Origin of the sequence: Pantoea sp. BS_8 (assembly GCF_041954965.1) — a bacterium.
In the GTDB taxonomy this organism is placed as follows: domain Bacteria; phylum Pseudomonadota; class Gammaproteobacteria; order Enterobacterales; family Enterobacteriaceae; genus Pantoea; species Pantoea stewartii.
The window spans coordinates 51531-70672 of the sequence record NZ_JAVAXU010000002.1; the positions used below are offsets into that span (position 1 = coordinate 51531).

Here is a 19142-nt window from a genome sequence, read left to right on the forward strand (position 1 = left end):
TGACGGCGATTCCTTCGCGCTGATGGCTCGCGTACCATGCCGTGATAAGTCAATAAAAAGGACCGCATGCCGGTCTGTATGCGGGAGATATTTTGAGTAAGCCCGATAATGAAACGTTCTTTAAGCAGCGGCAGCAGTTGATCATCTCAGCCGCGAAACACTGCTTCAGTCGTTCCGGTTTTCACGGTGCAAGTATGGCCGATATTAGCCGTGAGTCCGGTTTGGGTGCGGGTCAACTCTATCGCTACTTTAGCAGTAAAGAATTGATTGTCAGTGAAACCATAAAAAGTATCGCAGAAAACTGGCGGCTGTTTTTACTGACTCATTTACCCCGTCTGACCCATATCGCACCTGTTATCGATACGGCATCTTCGTTCTGGCAGGACTGGTCAACTGAGGACCGGTGTTTATTGCTTGAAATGTATTCCGAGGCCTCGCGTCATGAATCGGTGCGCGCCGTGCTGGCGCGCGAAGAAACATTATTGATCACGGATTTAGACAGGCTTTTCAGACAAAAAATGCCCGACGAAAACCCACAACAGCGCAGCAACCGTATTCAGTTTTTGCTGATGCTGGTGGATGGCGTCGCCTGTCGTGCGTTTGGGGATAAAAGCGCTGACCAGCGGGAACTGAGCCGGATTTACGACGTTCTTGATCGTCATCTGTTGTGATGCATTACCCGGCGTTCGGGTGGTTGACGTCATGATTAATCGTCTCAAAGAACGACATAAAGCTGGTGTCGATATCACGTTGCTTCATGAAGCGACGAATGATCATGCCGTCTATCGCCAGCGAAATCACATATAACCGCGTATGAATGATATTCGCCTGCAGTGCCGGATTAAGCGCCTGTTGCTGCACAATGAAATTGTCTTTTAGTACTTGCCAGGCATGATGAAGAATCTGACGAACTCGCGCATTCCGGGTCGATTCTGATGATATTTCGATCAGCAACACAATGCTTTTTTCAACTTCTGGCGACGCGGTATCCCCGGGCGAATGCGTCAGCTTACCCGACTCCGCCATTTTCTCGAAGTCGGCCTTCAGTAAAACAATCATCCGTTGCACCACTTTCGTGACCAGCGCTTCAACGATCGCTTCCTTATTTTTATAATATTTATAAATCAATCCGATGCTGACATTTGCCTGACTGGCGATACTCTGAATGGAGGTTTGATAAAACCCTTTTTGCCGCATGCAGTATTCGGCTGCATCAAGAATTTCTTCGCTGCGATTCATCAGAACACCTACAAGATAAAAGAAATGACTTTACTGTCTGCCACTGCCTGTGGCTATGACATACGGGCAGAAAATTGCGCGTTTGCTAGTAGTCGACCTGACGGAAACAGCCTGAGCCGCGTTAGCGCCGACTGCTGCCGTCAGTCAGGCATCTGTCAACGGCATTCCCTCGGCCTTTCCGTTCTGAATCCTAAACCAATAAGCCGGCCAAATACGAAGCGCAGAAACGGGAATTTACGCATCATGGCGGGCATCTTACTTTGGCCGCTGGCACGAGGCTTGTTGCTGCTCATTTTAATTTGCAGGAACTGGGTCGCCACGGTAGGAAACTGACGGCGTTTCTGGACCTTGTGGAGATCGCTTAACTTCAGCGTTCCCCTGCGCAGTGGTCGCGTTAACAGGTTTGCCGCTGCCACCGCATCCTGAATCGCCAGGTTAACCCCAACCCCGCCGATCGGTGACATAGCATGCGCCGCATCGCCAATGCACAGCACGCCCGGTTTTGCCCACTGATCCAGACGGTCTATCCGGATAGACAACAGTTTGAGTTTTTCCCAACTGTCGACCTCCGCCAGACGTGAAGCGGCAAAGGGCGAAACCGCCGCAATAGTGTCTTTAAGCGCATCCAGCCCCTGCGCCTGTAAGGCCTCAAACTGGCCTTTGGGAATGGTAAGACCACACTGCCAGTAATCCCCCCGATCAATGACGATAAAATTGTTGCGCGGGCCGGTATGGCCCATGCCGGTCAGCGGATCGTCGGGCTGTTTATTGAGGTGGAACCAGAGAACGTCGCGCGGTGCGCCGAAATGCTGACTGCTGAGCCCGGCCTGGGCACGAATAACAGAATCCCGTCCGTCCGCTCCCACCACCAGACGGGCGCGAATTTCCATTGGCTGGCCTGCCTGCTCCGCCAGTACGCCGCACACCTGACCATTCTCGGTGATCAACTGACGACAAACGGTCGATTTAAGCAGTGTAAAACCTGAAAACTGCGCGCTTTTCTCCGCCAGGAAATTCAGAAAGTCCCACTGCGGCATAAAGGCAATAAAGCGGCAACGCACCGGCAGGCGGGAGAAGTCGGCCATCGTGACCTCTTCACCACCCATTTCTGCCTGCAGTTTTTCGACGCGCTGATGCGGCAGCGTGAGCAGCGCATCAAGTAAGCCCAGATGGTGCATAATTTGAAGGGTGGAGGGATGAATGGTATCGCCACGAAAGTCGCGCAGAAAATCAGCGTGCTTTTCCAGCACCACCACCTGCAAACCGGCACGTGACAATAAATATCCCAGCATCAGACCTGCCGGGCCACCACCGACAATACAGCAATCGGAGGTTATGTGTTTGATGGATGGCATCGCTTAGCCCTCGTTGTATACGTGGTCAGTGTATGCCAGCCGGGAAAATTTGAATACCGAGGAAGTACAGGGATACTGCGACCTGTCCCGGACAGGCTTTATGTATAGCGCCTGTCATCCGGCGCTATCTTCTTTTACCTCCACCAGCACCAGCGGACATTTTCGGACCTGGCAGGCGTGATGATAAGCCATGGAACACACTGAACAATAATCGGCAGAATCAGACTGATACTCATATTCCTGGAAATAGCGAAACCCGCCATTATCAGCATCGGTACGCGCGCTGTAAAAAGCGTGATCAGCAAGCTGCTCATCCAGTTGCATGAATGTAAGTGGAGAGGGGTTGTGGTAACCCACTTTAATACGATATGTCTTCATGTCCCCATAGTCACGCTGACGGGCAGATGCGGCAAATTGTTATCATTGTTTAGTGTGATAGCCCGCGGTTATCAGAACTTTGCCTTATAATTCAGAACACACCATTACAGGCGATTTACATAAGCGCAACATAGCTTCTTATCGAGGCCTTAAAACGGCGATGCTGTCTTCTCATTATCATTGATCTGACAGGCCAAATATTGTGATAGCTTTTCATCAAGTTTGCATTTATGGTCTCATACCTTACAAACGAAGGCGAAACATTACAGTGATGTCAAAAAGTTTAAGAAAACTTCTCCAATTGTAAATGAACACGTATGGATCAAACCCCATCGCGTATCTCGTGCATTATTGCGCAAAAATTAATCAAGATAACATTTAAGCATAAATTATAAATATAACATCAAAATTTCGGCATTATTAATTACCAACACTAGGGATTTTAACATTACACCATGATTTATTATCATTTAAATATAACCATAACAGGAAATTAACCAGAAAAGTGATTTTATCTTAAAGTGCGATAATTTTATTGATCGTTTAAAAAGAATTAATTGAAAAATCCTGGAAAGCGCGGAATTATCTTACTTTCGAAAAAAGTGCCATCTTTGACAGTTCGTATGAAATTGCCCTGTTGTGAGAAAAATCTCTTTTCGACACCGCTCAAAAATGAAACATAACTCTTTCGGATTATTCCGCACATATTATATACTGCGCCTTTCCAACGCGTTGAGTTATAAAGCTTAATGATGCTATGTTTACCTCACCTTTCTTAAAGAGCATCAGAATCAGCTTATGAGAAGGATTACACGAGAAAGGATTTCCTGTTTTAGCTGCCGCTATCGATGCGAATTAGTGAATGAACTTACAGCAGAAATCAAACGCTGTCCGATACAGAAAGTAGCCATCTGGCCAGCAAGGAATTCTTTTTTAGTTAAAGGAATTTTGTCAGTAGTCACTGGCCGTTATGAAAGCTTATATATGAAAGGTTGCATTTTTGTAGACTTTTCCGCACACAACATTCGCTACTTTACTAATCACAACTGGCTCGACTACCTGAAGTCTCCAGGTTTAATTATTATTCTGATTTGCGATCGCCGCCTGGCATCCTTAGCAGCCTTCTGGAAACAGCAGGATAAAAGTATCAATACGGTCATTTATCCGGGGACGGGCATTGCCGAGATTAAAAAATCTATTAACGCATGTTACTACGGTTTAAAAGGAGGTGAGAAAAAAGGTGTTAATCCGTTAACCAGCGATGAGGTTAATTTTTTGGAACTGGTGAATCATGGGTTATCTCTGGGTGAAATATCAAAAAAAATGCAACTTGGCGTAAAAAAGATCTACTGCATTAAAGATTCGGTGCGTCGTAAGACGGGAAGCAGCCTGAATCAGTTGTTCTCCAGTTAAAAATGTAAAAGGAAAATACAATCATGTTAAATACTAAAGCTATGACCTTACCTCTGTTGATTAGTGCAGCGCTGGTATCAGGACAAGCACTGGCGGATTCAGCTAACACTATTAATTTTAAAGGTGAAGTCAGTGATGAAACCTGTTCCGTTAGCGTGAATGGCAATGAGAGTGCACCGGTTGTACTCATGCCAACCGTAGGCGTAAACGAGTTGCTTAAAACCGGAGATATCGCTGGTAAGACGGATTTCACTGTCGCCATCAGTGGCTGTACCGGTTCAACAAATTCAACTCGCGTGTCCACTATTTTTATCGGTAACAACGTGAGCACTACCGGTAATTTGAAAAGCAATGGTAGTGCTGAAAACGTTGAAGTTCAGTTGCTGGACACGGAAGGTAAAGAAATAGATTTAACCGGAGGCTACGACGGTAATGGTGATTTAACCCTGAGCCCCGGCGAAACGGAAAAATCAGCGACCTATTCTGCACAATATTATGCTACTAACTCCGCTACTGCAGGTACCGTTAGCGCTTCACTTCAGTATGCCGTGACTTATCAGTAATTCTTACCTGGTGCACTCCCATTCAGCGGAGTGCACAATAAATGATTGAGAACCTGTCTATGTTTATTCGCAGACGCGCCATTGCGTTAAAATTTTTGTCAATATTATTTTCGGCCTTGTTATTGGCCCCTTGCACGAATGCCAGCGTGACAATTATGGGCAGTCGTATTATCTATCCCGAACAGGCACGCTCTATAGATGTTCAATTTAAAAACAATGATGCTGTTCCCTACGTTATTCAGAGCTGGTTCGATAATGGCGACGACAGCTCACAGCCAGAAAGCCGCGCAAATACACCGTTCATTATTACGCCACCGGTATTCCGCATTCAGCCCAAAGCTGGTCAGATTGCTAAAGTAATATTAAATAATCCCGCATCACAACCGCAGGATCGTGAATCTGTATACTGGTTTAATACACTTCAGATCCCACCTTCAAATATCGCTAAAGATAAAGCGCAGAATGCAATGCTGGTGGTATTACGTAATCGTATGAAGATCTTTTATCGCCCTAAAAGTATTGGCGCGCCAAAAAATATTCTTAAAGGCATAAAGATAACACCTTTATATCAGTCGAATAAGGGGATGGGGATCGAAATTGACAACGCGCAGCCCTGGCACGCGTCATTAGTGGATGTTGTTTTAAAAGTGGGCAATCAGTCTTTAAAACAAGAGGCGGATATGGTCTCTCCTTTCTCCAGAAAGACTTACTGGTTTAGTAATAGTAAACGTCTTCAGGGCACAGGGGTGGTTTCAGTCTCGGCAGTTAATGATCAGGGAGCTAAAATCAGTGAAAACTTTACGGTTGAAGTTAATTAGTCCGAAACTCATAGCTTTTACCGTGTCGGCCTGCTTTTCTTACTCTGTCTGTAGCGAAGAATATTATTTCGACTCCTCGCTTTTTCAAGGGGCGACATTTGGGAAAAACATCGAACAATTCAATCAAAACGAAATTGTCCAAGGCTATTACCTGGTTGATATTTACCTCAACAACAAGATGATTAAATCTGGGGTCAAAATTAACTTCAGGAAATTCAGCGACGAGGGCGAAGTCGAGCCCTGCCTGCCTGAAGATATCGTGACGCTAATGCAATTAAAAACCCCGCGCGCCGGGCAACCTACAGAGCGCTGTCAGCCATTAGCCGGCTGGACAGAGGCGGGCAGTTGGCGTTTCGATCAGTCATCGCTTCGTCTGCATTTTATGCTTCCACTGGCGAGCCTGAACCGTGCTCCCCGCGGCTACATTCCCACATCTGAATGGGATGAAGGCGTTACGGCCCTCTTTCTGCGTCACAACACCAACTTCATGTGGTCGGAAAACCGCTCGTCAAATTACCGGTATGAATATTTATGGAGCGGAATCACAGCAGGCACCAATCTGGAAAAGTGGCAGTTTCGTCATCAGGGCAATCTGCGTTATTTACGCAACAGCCGAGCCGGAAGCCGTTATCAATACAATCAGGTCAGAAGCTGGGTGCAACGGCCTTTAGAGGGCATAAACAGTCAGCTTGCTTTAGGTGATAACTACACGAGCAACTCTCTGTTCGGCAGCCTTGCGTTTAACGGCATCAAACTCGCCTCTGACGAACGCATGTGGCCGCAGGGCAAGCGAGGTTATGCGCCAGAAGTACAGGGTGTGGCGACTTCCGATGCCCGCGTTATCGTGCGTCAGCTCAATAACGTTGTCTATGAGACAAGCGTTCCACCCGGCCCCTTTGTCATTGACGACCTGTATAACACCAGCGGTCAGGGAGACCTGGAAGTTGAGGTTATTGAAGCTAACGGGAAGCGATCGACCTTTACGGTGCCCTACTCTTCTGTCCCGGATTCTGTTCGTCCTGGAAACTGGACATATGGCCTGGCATTGGGACGTGTACGTCAGTATTACAGTGTGGAAAACACTTTTTTTGAAGGTGTCTTGCAGCGCGGCATCAGTAACCGCTTCACCGCAACGGCCGGTTCACGCATCGCGAAAGATTATCAGGCATGGCTGGCAGGCGGTGTATGGGGTTCACCGGTCGGAGCTATGGGTATAAACACCATTTTTTCACAAGCTCGCGTGGAGCAAAATAAAAAAACGACCGGCTGGCGTGCCGAACTGAGCTACAGCAAAACCTTTGAAACCGGCACAAATCTGGTATTAGCGGCCTACCGTTACTCCACCAGCGGTTTCCGCGATCTGCAGGACGTTTTGGGCGTCAGAAGGCAGAATGAGACAGGCATCAGCTACTATTCCGATTCGATGAACCAGCGTAACCGGTTATCCGCAACCCTGGGGCAGTCATTTGATAACGTCGGTATGTTCAGCCTGAGCGCCAGCACAGCCGATTACTACAACAATAAATCCCGCATCACTCAGTTGCAGCTTGGCTATAACAACAACTGGAAAAAGATCAGTTACGGCTTCAACGTCGCACGCCAGCGCACGACATGGAATACGACGCGATCCGACCTGGATCTCTTCAACCGGCAGGATGACTCTCGCGCACAACGTTATACCGAAAATACCTTCTCCTTTAATATCTCAATGCCTCTGGACTGGAACAACACCTCTTCTGTCTCCTGTTACTATAACCAGTCAAAACAAACACGTAGCTCATCCCTGTCCCTGTCAGGCGCGGCGGGTGACAACAATGATGTGTCTTATTCTGTCTATGGCGGCAGCGAGCATTCTCGCAATGGCGATGGCAACAGCGGACACGCACTGAACTTTGGCGGGAACGTTCAGCAGAATACGCGTCTGGGGGCTTTTCGTGCGAATTATGGCCAGGGCGAAGACTATCGCCAGGCTGGGTTGGGAGCATCTGGCACCGTGGTGCTTCATCGGGGCGGCATCACACTTGGCCCGTACAGCAGTGAGACGTTCGCTCTGGTTGAGGCCGATGGCGCACAGGGCGCGCTGGTGCGTAATGGTCAGGGAGCTGTCATCGATCGCTTCGGCTATGCCATTTTGCCTTCGCTCAGTGCCTACCGCGAAAATAACATCAGCCTGGACACGCTGGATATGAATGCTGATGCCGAACTGACCGGTGGTAGTCAACGTGTCGTTCCCTATGCGGGGGCTGTTGTACGGGTAAATTTCGCCACCATTAAAGGCAAAGCAGTCTTGATCTCGCTCACCAGTAACGAAGGGGAAGCGCCCCCGATGGGCGCTGAAGTTCGTGATGCCGACAACACCGTCATTGGTGTCGTCGGCCAGGGCGGCCAGCTTTATGCGCGGGTCCCCCACGACTCCGGCACACTTAAAGTCAGTTGGGATAACGATGGTCAACAAACCTGTCTTGTGAATTATCAAATTACCGGAAAGCAAGACGATCACCTGATCCAGCTTCCCGGCTTATGTAATAAGGAGTAGCGCGTGTTTACAAGAACCCTGCTTTTATTAATCATTACTTCACTGGTACCGCTTCCACTACTGGCGAATTGCACAAAAGTGACAAGTAAAAGCCAGCTTTCCCAGGCCGCTCAAGATGCTGGCTATACCGCAAAGGGATGGGAAGGTGCCTGTGATGAATGCACAGGGCGGCTGGCATTGCCTGCAATCATTAATATTAATTCCGGCAACCTCTTTCAGCCCTCGGGGACGTTGCTGGCCAGTGCGGTCGGCCATCCGCTCAATAACCCGATGAAGGATGCGTTTACGCCAAATCAGATTCTGTACCGCTGCGACATGGCTGATGCCGGCAAACTCTATGAAATGTATTCGACTAATGGCGACAGAGAAGAAGCTGGTAAATATGTCACCAGCGAGGTTGACGGCGCTTATTTTGATAAGTTCAAAAATGTGGCGGTGAGACTAACCAACCTTAGCACGGGTGAATATTACAGCCGCTACTGGAAAGGACGGCAGCTTAGTGCCAGCGACTGGTATACCGACGGGCAAAAAATCTACATCCCGGCCAGTATATTTAGCAGTGTGCTCTACGAGATATTTAAAATTGATGAAGGTAAACATTACGTCAATAGTGACAACTATTATTTTGAGACAAACAATCAACCCCGCGGATATATTGCATTTAAAGGTCCTGGACTGGAAAGTAATAATCTTTATATCGGTGCGGATCATGCCACGGTGTGGAATGGCTGGCACTATGACTGGCCTGTTGGCTGGAGTTCATGGAAGACAGTCACCTATGTTCGCGGCGCAGCCTGCGAGGTGTACGATTACCCTGCGGTCGTCTCTCTGCCATTGACCAGTATTGGCGTTTTAGCCGGTGGAGGCAGCAGCCAGGCACCTTTTTCCATTACCCTTCGCTGCGAGACCGGGGCAACATCCGGGATCCAGAACTCCACTCTGAAATCAGCCAACGTCGCGATGGGTTTTCTGGTAAATCAGCCTCAGGCTGTGGCCATGGCTCAGACGCTGGGTCTCACCACCAGTAGCGGTGGATTAACCTGGCTGCTTGACACAAATTATGGGGAAAGCAACGGCAGTTCAGCCTCTGGCGTAGGGATAAAAATCTACAATAGTGCCGGTACTCCTCTCAACCTGTTGCCCGATATAAGCAGTACCGGCACAGGCAATACGCGTGGATGGTATGCCTATAAAGATTTAACCACACTTACGTCATCAGACAACGGTGAGATCTACAGCGGCGATTTTACTGCCTCCCTTGAGGCTATTCCCGGACAAGTTATCACTTCAGGAACCGTTAATGCACAGTTACAAGTGGTGGTCAGTTTTCAGTAGCAGCCTGTATTTACTCACGGCGTTATTGTCAACGCAGGCAGTTGCCGTTGTAAACATTGATAAAACCCGCATTATTTTCAACGCCAACGAGATTGCGCAATCCGTCAATCTGGTCAACAGTGAAAACAGCCCTGCCGTTTTACAAATCTGGACAGATGACGGCGATCTCTATGCCCCGCCAGAGAAGAGCAAAACACCAGTCATGGCTATGCCGCCGGTCTTGAAAATGCAGCCCGGCGAATTACGCTCTATAAAGCTGATGCTGACCTCACGTGCTCGCTTGCCGCCCGGGAAAGAAACCCTGTACTGGCTGAATCTCTACCAGATACCGGCGCTCAAAAAATCTGACAACCAACGCGATAAAAAAGTCGTTCTGCCGCTGCGTCTTCGCCTGAAGGTTTTTGTACGTCCGACAGGGCTGGGTGCACCCCGGCCGGAAGATGCACAAAAACTACGCTTTACCCGACAAAGCCAGCAAATCATGATTTCTAACCCTACGCCCTGGTATATGAGCCTGAACGCGAAAGTGGAAAAAGCGGTATTGAGAAATATTATGGTCGCACCGCTGTCTGATATTGTGGTTCCTGTCACCACTTCCGTTAATCCCGGTGCAAACGTCGAATATGAAGTGATTGACCAGAACGGTAACGTTGAGAAACATCGCAGCACGCTTCGCGCGACTGTTGGGAAGTAACCGAATTACCTATTTTTGGCACAAAGAGAGATGATATGGAACGCTGATGAGGCACTGAAATGCAGTGCCTCTGACAAGGTACGTTCTTCAATGAAGCGCATTTTCTATCTGTTTAATTTTTCGTAAGCGGGCAAAACACGGCATTCAACTGGAAACTTCCATATTCGATATTATCTCTCTCATCTTCTTCGTTTTCATACACAATAATTTCCATAATTGCTTCGGTAAACAGATAGCCATTAATGGGCAAAATAAACATGTTTTCATTAATTATACCGTCCTCGACAAGACTATGGTGAATTTTAACATTTTCCTTTTAATACTCCAGGAAGTCGCCGACAGTGTCGAACTTGTCAGCCGTAGTTCCATAAGGAAAAATATTTCGCGTACCGTTGTAGTTAATGAATACGTATCCAGGGCTGACAAATGGACCACCGGACCAGTGTATTATGCCAGTATCGCATCCGACTCGATAAAGGCGCATCGCTACCTTGTATTTTTTTTGCGCCTCCGTAACGTCCGGATTGATTTCTACTGCCCCCATAGAAAGAACATCTCCGGGCTGGTGACCGTTCAGACTCTATGGGATCATTTTTGCATTTCTGAAAAACCACATATATCGCTCCTTTGTGTTATTTTAAATTCACTCTGAAAAATTTAACGGCCATAACTGTGAATATCTTTTGATTTGCTAATCGTGATTGAAATGAGACAGCGCACAAGCAATACTCCACGGTCAAACCGTTGAGTTATCAATTCTTGATTTAAAAGTGGCACCTACTGTGACATATCAACCATTCACTTTGAATGCCATCAATTCATGTATATCATCGCTGATTAAGTTTCTCTGTCGTTGAATAAGTTTGGGAAAGGGGTAAAAACTTCACACAATCAATCTACATCATCATCTTATGGGTTTATTGTTAAAAATCAGTAAAACTGTCGACCAGTCGAAATTAAATCTTAATATTTCAATGAAAAATCCATGAAGCAAAACCATTATAAGTCAGTTACCCATCTAAGCATTTATTTGAAAATTGCTTTACTAAAAGCCATGTCGGATAGCTTACAGCCCATGCATGAAGTGCAGTTTTATTTAAATAGATATCCGCTTAAATTTCCGAAAAAAAATAACAGCGACCTGTTTAAACTGAGGAGGAACTGACATTACGGCAGCCTTGAAATGCAATACAAGGTCAATATGAAAGAGGTAAAGATGACAGAGAAGAGATGAGGATTTTATGCCTGCCCGATTACAGTATGACCGGCGCATCACGTTATTGCCCTGGATGGGGCTATTTCATGAAAGAAGGAGTGAAAATTTAACCGTTACGCGTCATCAATTACGATCGCTAAACGGGTAGATGAGACTAAGCGTCGAAAGGGGTTATGAAGATCTTAAGGTTATATCGCGAGTGTTTATGTCTGTTTCATTCCCGTTATTTCTTCCGGCGATATGCTGCGTAGAACGCGATTCATATCTGCGGTAATGCGGACGCGATAGAGCCTCACACAGCGTTGTAACACTGTGTGGTCCGGCTACGGCGATAAACGTACAGCCCGTGCCGGGCCCCCGAGACAGGATGACTACGCTGAAAGATTACGTTCAACAGCGGCTAAAACGTCATCACAACGAATCGCACGTAGCCCCGCATGTGCTTCTGCAGGGCGCAATACCTGATGCATTGTGCTGTCCTGAACAGGCGCAGCGCCATCAATCGCATTCTGATCACTGAACAACGCCACGGTCGGCGTTTGCACGGCCACAGCCAGATGTAAGGGGCCGGTATCGCCCACCACCAGCGTTTTAAAGCCGCTGATCTTTTCCGCCAGTTGAATGAGGTTTGTGGTGCCCGCCACATTTTTGACCCGCTCACTGGGCACCTTCATGCCGTCAATGATGCGTTGGTTCAGGGCCTTTTCGCCCGGAGCACCTACAAGTTCAATGGTCAGATCATCATGTCGGGAAATTAAGGTATCAATGAGCTGTGAATAGTAGCTGTCAGGCCAGCATCGCTCCATACTGGATGCGCCAGCATGAATACCAATAACCGGCGCGTGATTAACCTGACGCTTGAAAGGCGCCGGAATAAACATGGCTTCTGACGGCATCGGAATACCGACAGCACTCAACAGGTCTTTTTTCTGACGGATAAGATGAATATTGCCGTGCTTTCGGTTGTCATGAAACGCGGACAAACAATTTTCCAGAATAAATTTTTCTTTGCCCTGGTAGTCCGCGTAATAAACGTCTTTCAGTATATAGTCAGACCCGGCCAGCGAGGCGGCAACAATGTCATAGGGTGCACGCGAATGCAGGATAAAGGTCGCTTCAACCTGCTCTTTACGCAGCGATTTGACCAGTTGCATCATACCGCCGATTTTTCCGTCCCAGTATAATATCTTGTCAATCAGGGGGCTTCCTTCCACCAGCGCAAGATTACGTGGCTGAATCACCATGATGATTTTGGCATCGGGCCAGCGATCTTTTATCGCGCCAATTGCGGGCGTGTTAAACATGAAATCGCCAAGTGCCGTGTTCGAAATAATTGCGATGCTTTTGAGATCATGGTGCTCAGAAAAGCGGTCAATTTTTTTGACGCGATAACCCGTCAACTTCCATAGCGACAGGAACAATCTGGCGGCTTTTTGCTTTGCGATTTTACTCATAAGTGGTCCTGACTGACGCCTCATTATCCTTACTGTGCCCCCGGCCCCTTTTCCGTGTGGTCAAGGCAAGAAGCGCATGTTACTTAGTCACGCAGACTGGCGGAAAACTGCGGGCGCAGTATATAGCATAAAACGTGAAGGGCGAAGCCAGCGTTCCCCTCGGACGGCGTTTTATCGGCAACGCCACATGCAGCCGTTCATCCAACCTTGCTTTCAATAAAAAACGGGAACCAACCGGCTCCCGTTCTCGTTTAACCCAACATTCTGGATTACATATTCGCGATAATCGCGTCACCAAACTCTGAACATTTCAGCAGTTTAGCGCCATCCATCAGACGTTCGAAGTCATAGGTCACGGTCTTGGCAGCGATTGCGCCTTCCATGCCTTTAACAATCAGGTCTGCGGCTTCGAACCATTCCATATGACGCAGCATCATTTCAGCGGACAGAATCACGGAACCTGGGTTCACTTTATCCTGACCTGCGTACTTCGGAGCCGTACCGTGGGTGGCTTCGAACAGCGCACATTCGTCACCGATGTTTGCGCCTGGTGCAATACCGATACCGCCAACCTGCGCCGCCAGGGCGTCAGAGATGTAGTCACCGTTCAGGTTCATACAGGCGATAACGTCATATTCTGCCGGACGCAGCAGGATTTGCTGCAGGAAGGCATCGGCGATCACGTCTTTTACGATGATCTCTTTACCGGTGTTTGGATTTTTGAATTTCATCCATGGGCCACCATCGATCAGCTCGCCGCCGAACTCGTCTTTCACTAACTGGTAACCCCAGTCTTTGAAAGAGCCTTCGGTGAACTTCATGATGTTACCTTTGTGTACCAGCGTCAGTGAATCACGATCGTTAGTGATGGTGTATTCCACTGCTGCACGGACCAGGCGCTTGGTGCCCTCTTCCGAACACGGTTTAACACCGATACCGCAGTTTTCTGGGAAGCGAATTTTCTTCACGCCCATTTCTTCACGCAGGAATTTGATGACTTTATCCGCTTCTGGCGTGCCCGCTTTCCATTCGATACCAGCATAGATATCTTCGGAGTTTTCGCGGAAGATCACCATATCCGTGTCTTCAGGGCGTTTTACCGGGCTTGGTGTACCGGTGTAGTAGCGCACCGGACGCAGGCAAACGTACAGATCCAGTTCCTGACGCAGCGCAACGTTCAGAGAACGGATGCCACCGCCAACTGGCGTGGTCAGTGGGCCTTTGATCGCTACGCGGTATTCTTTGATTAAATCGAGGGTTTCTTGCGGCAGCCAGACATCCTGACCGTAGAGTTCAACCGATTTTTCACCGGTATAAATCTCCATCCAGGAGATTTTACGCTCGCCGTTGTAGGCTTTTTTCACAGCGGCATCAACCACTTTCAGCATCACTGGTGACACATCAACGCCGATACCATCCCCTTCGATGTAAGGGATAACCGGGTTATTTGGGACAACCAGTTTACCTTGATTCAGGGTGATTTTCTGACCTTCCGCCGGAACAACTACTTTGCTTTCCATTAACCTCTCCTTCGAGCGATTTTTTGTTAATGATTTGTAAGATGCGCGTCAATACTACTTGAATATTCACGCCACGCCAATCACCGCAATTTCGCGTTATAATGCGCTGAATGTTCCAGACTGCAAAGCGTATGCGAAAAACTAATCAGACTTCTCATCCAAATAAACGATTCAGCCGACAAACACGTCCTGTGCATCGCAAGGTGTCATCGCCGCCTGCCGTCCGCCGCGTGCTTCTGTTCAACAAACCCTTCGATGTTCTGCCGCAATTTACCGATGAAGCCGGCCGCCGCACCCTCAAAGATTTTATCGACGTGAGTGACGTTTACGCGGCGGGCCGACTCGATCGCGACAGCGAAGGACTGATGGTCCTGACTAACGATGGCCCGCTACAGGCGGCGTTGACGCAGCCCGGCAAGCGCACCGGCAAGATTTACTATGTGCAGGTGGAAGGCGCGCCTGAGGAAAGCGATCTACAACCTTTGCGCGATGGCGTTAATCTGAAAGATGGCCCGACGTTACCGGCTGGCGTCGAAAGAGTTGCTGAGCCCGGCTGGTTATGGCCGCGCCAGCCGCCGATTCGCGAGCGCAAAGCCATTCCAACACAGTGGCTGAAAATAACACTTTTTGAAGGACGCAACCGTCAGGTCAGACGTATGACGGCCCATATTGGCTTTCCAACCCTGCGTCTGGTGCGCTATGCCATGGGCGAGTTTACGCTGGGCGATTTGGCCCCGGGTGCCTGGCGCGATATCAGCGCACAAGACTGACTGCCATTATCATTTCCATAACTTTAAGTTAACAATTCAGGAGGATCGATGTTTAAACCGCATGTCACCGTCGCGTGCCTGGTGCAGGCTCGGGGTGCATTACTGGTCGTTGAAGAACGCGTCAACGGCATCGCCACCTGGAATCAGCCTGCCGGTCATCTTGAAGCCGATGAAACGCTGCATGAAGCCGCATCACGCGAATTGTTTGAAGAGACCGGCATTCGGGCCGAAATGCAGTATTTTATCGGCATAAACCAGTGGATCGCCCCGGATAATACGCCTTTTGTGCGGTTTCTGTTTGGCGTGGATCTGGACGACATCCAGCCAACGGCTCCGCAGGACAGCGACATTGATTGCTGCTGGTGGGTCGCGCCAGAGCAGATTCTGTCGGCCTCTAACCTGCGCTCGCCTCTGGTTGCCGAAAGCGTACGCCGCTGGCAACAGGGCGTACGCTATCCGCTCGACCTGATCAGCCCGTTCAACTGGCCGTTTCATGAAGGTGCGCACCCGCGTTCAGCGTGATAGAATGCGCCGCCTGTTTTACTGTTTTGCGAGCTTGTGATGTCTGATAACTGCCAGAAAAAAGTGATCGTCGGAATGTCCGGCGGCGTCGATTCTTCCGTTTCCGCCTGGTTACTGCAACAGCAGGGCTATCAGGTTGAAGGCCTGTTCATGAAGAACTGGGAGGAAGACGATGGCGAGGAATACTGTACCGCCGCTGACGATCTGGCGGATGCGCAAGCCGTGTGCGACAAGTTAGGTATTAAACTGCACAAAGTGAACTTTGCAGCAGAGTACTGGGACAATGTCTTTGAACACTTCCTGGAAGAGTACAAAGCGGGCCGCACTCCCAATCCCGATATCCTGTGTAATAAAGAAATCAAATTCAAGGCGTTTCTGGAGTTTGCCGCAGAGGATCTGGGTGCAGACTTCATCGCCACCGGGCACTATGTCCGCCGTCAGGATATCGATGGCCGCAGCCACCTGCTGCGCGGTCTGGATGGTAACAAAGACCAGAGCTATTTCCTTTACACACTCAGCCACCAGCAAATCGCGCAGAGCCTGTTCCCGGTCGGCGAGCTGGAAAAGCCTGAAGTGCGTCGCATCGCTGAACAACTTGAGCTGGTGACGGCGAAGAAAAAAGACTCCACCGGCATTTGCTTCATCGGTGAACGCAAGTTTACCGAATTCCTGGCGCGCTACCTCCCTGCCCAGCCGGGTGAAATTGAAACCGTCGACGGACAGGTTGTGGGTGAGCACCAGGGCCTGATGTATCACACGCTCGGCCAGCGTAAAGGGCTGGGCATTGGCGGTCTTAAAGAAAGCAAAGACGATCCCTGGTACGTCGTTGATAAAGACGTGGCGCGCAACCGCCTGATCGTGGCGCAGGGCGGCGACCATCCCCGACTGATGTCAGTGGGTCTGATTGCCCAGCAGTTACACTGGGTTGATCGTCAGCCGCTAACCGCACCGCTGCGTTGTACGGTGAAAACCCGCTACCGTCAGACCGATATCCCCTGCGAAATTATCCCGCACGGCGAGGATAAAATTGAAGTCCGGTTTGATGAGCCCGTTGCTGCGGTCACGCCGGGTCAGTCTGCGGTGTTCTACCTTGATGAAGTCTGCCTGGGTGGCGGTATCATCGAAGAACGTTTGCCTTGGGTTGCCGCATAAGACCGGTGCGAATAACGCGTAAACAGGAGTAACCGTGGCAAAAAACTATCAGGACATTACCTTTGCACTGGCGGGCATTTGCCAGGCGGCCCATTTGGTGCAGCAGTTAGCCAATCAGGGACATTGTCAGCCGGAGGCGCTGACGGTGTCACTGCGCAGCGTACTGGACCTGAATCCTCCCTCGACCCTGGCGGTATTTGGTAACAACGAAGCCAACCTGCGCCTGGGGCTGGAAACCCTGATGGCCGTGCTGAACAGCACGCAACGTCAGGGCGCTGGTGCCGAACTGACCCGTTACACGTTGAGCCTGATGGTACTGGAGCGCAAGCTCAATGCGAACAAGCCGGCTATGAACACCCTGGCCCAGCGTATCAGCCAGCTCGATCGTCAGCTGGCACATTACGCGTTGGAATCCGACACTATTCTGAGCGCCATGGCGGGTATTTATGTCGATGTGATTAGCCCGCTCGGCCCACGTATTCAGGTAACCGGATCGCCGGCAGTACTACAGAATTCCCTGCTACAGAGTAAAGTTCGCGCCACGCTGCTGGCCGGCATTCGTGCCGCCGTGTTGTGGCAACAGGTCGGCGGAGGCCGACTGCAGCTGATGTTTTCGCGCCAGCGTTTACTGCGCGAAGCCAAATCGATTTTATCCCGCCTGCCACTGACTTACTGAGTCAGTGAGGCAAACACCGTTAAATGAATCAGGAGTTGCACTGATGGAATTATCCTCTCTGACCGCCGTCTCACCTGTCGATGGTCGTTACGGCGATAAAGTCAGCCCGCTGCGCGCAATTTTCAGCGAATTTGGTTTGCTGAAGTTCCGCGTTGAGGTTGAAGTTCGCTGGTTACAAAAACTGGCTGCGACCGCAGAGATCAAGGAAGTTCCTGCATTTGATGCTGACGCAAACGCTTTCCTTGACGAAATCGTCGCCCGTTTCAGCGAAGCAGACGCCGCACGCATCAAAACCATTGAGCGCACCACCAACCATGACGTGAAAGCGGTTGAGTATTTCCTGAAAGAAAAAGTGGCGGATGTGCCCGCCCTTCATGCAGTGTCGGAATTTATTCATTTTGCCTGCACCTCTGAAGACATTAATAACCTGTCCCATGCGTTGATGCTGGAAACAGCACGCCGCGATGTCATTCTGCCTTACTGGCAGCAGCTGATCGCCGCCGTAAAAGGCCTGGCGCAGGAATACCGTGATATTCCCCTGCTGTCTCGCACGCACGGCCAGCCCGCTACGCCATCGACTATGGGTAAAGAGATGGCCAACGTAGCCTACCGCATGGAACGTCAGCTGCGTCAGCTGTCGCAGATTGAAGTGCTGGGCAAAATCAACGGCGCCGTGGGCAACTACAACGCGCACATTGCGGCGTACCCGGAAGCCGACTGGCACCAGTTGAGTGAAGAGTTTGTTACCTCGCTGGGCATCACCTGGAATCCCTATACGACGCAAATCGAGCCGCACGACTACATTGCCGAGCTGTTTGACTGTATTGCCCGCTTTAACACCATCCTGATCGACTTTGATCGCGATATCTGGGGCTATGTGGCACTCAACCACTTCAAACAGAAAACCGTTGCGGGCGAAATCGGCTCGTCGACCATGCCGCATAAAGTAAACCCTATCGATTTTGAAAACTCGGAAGGCAATCTGGGCCTGGCCAACGCGGTCATGCAGCATCTGGCCAGCAAACTACCGGTTTCCCGCTGGCAGCGTGATCTGACCGATTCTACCGTGCTGCGTAACCTGGGTGTCGGCGTAGGCTATGCGCTGATCGCCTATCAGGCCACCTTAAAAGGTATTTCAAAACTGGAAGTGAACCGCGAGCGCCTGCTGGATGAACTGGATCACAACTGGGAAGTGCTGGCCGAGCCGATTCAGACCGTGATGCGCCGTTACGGCATCGAAAAACCGTACGAGAAGCTGAAAGAGCTGACCCGCGGTAAACGTGTTGACGCCGCAGGCATGCAGGCCTTTATCGACAGCCTGGCGCTGCCTGAAGAAGAAAAAACCCGTTTAAAACAGATGACCCCGGCAAATTATCTTGGCCGTGCGATTCAAATGGTTGATGATCTGAAATAATATCCCTTCTGCAGACCGGTTCCCGCCGGTCTGCGTTAACCTGCTGTTTAATTCATTTCGCTTATACTTATTTAAATTCGTTTCGAT

17 protein-coding genes are annotated in these 19142 nt (G+C 49.6%); 12 read left to right on the forward strand and 5 right to left on the reverse strand.

All coding sequences use genetic code 11. The annotated features are described in order from the left end of the window. Positions 1-92 precede the first annotated feature (92 nt). Entirely contained in the window at positions 93-671 is a 579-nt protein-coding gene (locus tag RAC65_RS05670) for a TetR/AcrR family transcriptional regulator (protein WP_375096483.1), read from the forward strand. Positions 672-675: 4 nt separating this feature from the next. Here RAC65_RS05670 and RAC65_RS05675 read toward each other — a convergent pair whose 3' ends face one another. The 3 genes from RAC65_RS05675 to RAC65_RS05685 all read right to left on the reverse strand — a co-directional run bounded on the left by RAC65_RS05675 (position 676) and on the right by RAC65_RS05685 (position 2972). Then, complete coding sequence (locus tag RAC65_RS05675) at positions 676-1239, reverse strand: TetR/AcrR family transcriptional regulator (protein WP_375096484.1); 564 nt, start codon at positions 1237-1239, stop codon at positions 676-678. 155 nt (positions 1240-1394) lie between these two features. After that, the gene (locus RAC65_RS05680; RefSeq protein WP_375096485.1) at positions 1395-2594 is read right to left on the reverse strand and encodes an FAD-dependent oxidoreductase; all 1200 of its coding nucleotides are present in this window, start codon (positions 2592-2594) and stop codon (positions 1395-1397) included. A gap of 114 nt (positions 2595-2708) precedes the next feature. Next, positions 2709-2972 carry a hypothetical protein gene (locus tag RAC65_RS05685; protein WP_375096486.1) on the reverse strand — a complete coding sequence of 88 codons (264 nt, stop codon included), beginning with the start codon at positions 2970-2972 and terminating at the stop codon, positions 2709-2711. Positions 2973-3830: 858 nt separating this feature from the next. On the opposite strand from RAC65_RS05685, the gene RAC65_RS05690 reads away from it, so the two are divergent. From RAC65_RS05690 to RAC65_RS05715, 6 genes are read left to right on the forward strand one after another with little or no spacing between them, the layout of a single operon-like run. After that, entirely contained in the window at positions 3831-4385 is a 555-nt protein-coding gene (locus tag RAC65_RS05690) for a LuxR family transcriptional regulator (protein ID WP_283787202.1), read from the forward strand. A gap of 23 nt (positions 4386-4408) precedes the next feature. Then, positions 4409-4948, forward strand: a complete 540-nt coding sequence (locus RAC65_RS05695; RefSeq protein ID WP_054687907.1) for a fimbrial protein — start codon at positions 4409-4411, stop codon at positions 4946-4948. Positions 4949-4989: 41 nt separating this feature from the next. Continuing rightward, positions 4990-5766: a fimbria/pilus periplasmic chaperone gene (locus RAC65_RS05700; RefSeq protein WP_253274986.1), complete on the forward strand. Its 777-nt coding sequence runs from the start codon at positions 4990-4992 to the stop codon at positions 5764-5766. Beyond that, positions 5717-8302, forward strand: a complete 2586-nt coding sequence (locus RAC65_RS05705) for a fimbrial outer membrane usher protein (protein ID WP_375096487.1) — start codon at positions 5717-5719, stop codon at positions 8300-8302. The genes RAC65_RS05700 and RAC65_RS05705 overlap by 50 nt, the downstream gene beginning before the upstream one ends. 3 nt (positions 8303-8305) lie before the next feature. Beyond that, positions 8306-9637, forward strand: a complete 1332-nt coding sequence (gene stbD, locus RAC65_RS05710; RefSeq protein WP_054687909.1) for a fimbrial usher protein StbD — start codon at positions 8306-8308, stop codon at positions 9635-9637. After that, positions 9603-10331: a fimbrial assembly chaperone gene (locus tag RAC65_RS05715; protein WP_054687910.1), complete on the forward strand. Its 729-nt coding sequence runs from the start codon at positions 9603-9605 to the stop codon at positions 10329-10331. Before stbD ends, RAC65_RS05715 begins: the two co-directional genes overlap by 35 nt. 1587 nt (positions 10332-11918) lie before the next feature. Here the strand turns inward: RAC65_RS05715 and RAC65_RS05720 are convergent. After that, entirely contained in the window at positions 11919-13001 is a 1083-nt protein-coding gene (locus tag RAC65_RS05720; RefSeq protein ID WP_054687912.1) for a glycosyltransferase family 9 protein, read from the reverse strand. Between the two features lie 269 nt (positions 13002-13270). Further along, positions 13271-14521 (reverse strand): NADP-dependent isocitrate dehydrogenase, encoded by a 1251-nt coding sequence (icd, locus tag RAC65_RS05725; RefSeq protein ID WP_033737532.1) that lies wholly within the window; start codon positions 14519-14521, stop codon positions 13271-13273. A 110-nt stretch (positions 14522-14631) separates the two neighbouring features. Here icd and rluE point away from each other — a divergent pair, with 110 nt between their 5' ends. The 5 genes from rluE to purB are packed head-to-tail and all read left to right on the forward strand — an operon-like array spanning position 14632 to position 19055. Then, positions 14632-15291 (forward strand): 23S rRNA pseudouridine(2457) synthase RluE, encoded by a 660-nt coding sequence (rluE, locus tag RAC65_RS05730; protein ID WP_058701379.1) that lies wholly within the window; start codon positions 14632-14634, stop codon positions 15289-15291. A 48-nt stretch (positions 15292-15339) separates the two neighbouring features. Beyond that, positions 15340-15813 carry an NUDIX domain-containing protein gene (locus tag RAC65_RS05735; protein ID WP_033737534.1) on the forward strand — a complete coding sequence of 158 codons (474 nt, stop codon included), beginning with the start codon at positions 15340-15342 and terminating at the stop codon, positions 15811-15813. 39 nt (positions 15814-15852) lie between these two features. Next, positions 15853-16965 (forward strand): tRNA 2-thiouridine(34) synthase MnmA, encoded by a 1113-nt coding sequence (mnmA, locus tag RAC65_RS05740; RefSeq protein WP_039341044.1) that lies wholly within the window; start codon positions 15853-15855, stop codon positions 16963-16965. Positions 16966-16999: 34 nt separating this feature from the next. After that, on the forward strand, positions 17000-17641 hold the full coding sequence (hflD, locus tag RAC65_RS05745) for a high frequency lysogenization protein HflD (RefSeq protein WP_375096488.1): 642 nt from the start codon (positions 17000-17002) through the stop codon (positions 17639-17641). A 43-nt stretch (positions 17642-17684) separates the two neighbouring features. Further along, the gene (gene purB, locus RAC65_RS05750) at positions 17685-19055 is read left to right on the forward strand and encodes an adenylosuccinate lyase (RefSeq protein ID WP_039341046.1); all 1371 of its coding nucleotides are present in this window, start codon (positions 17685-17687) and stop codon (positions 19053-19055) included. The last annotated feature ends 87 nt before the right edge of the window (positions 19056-19142 follow it).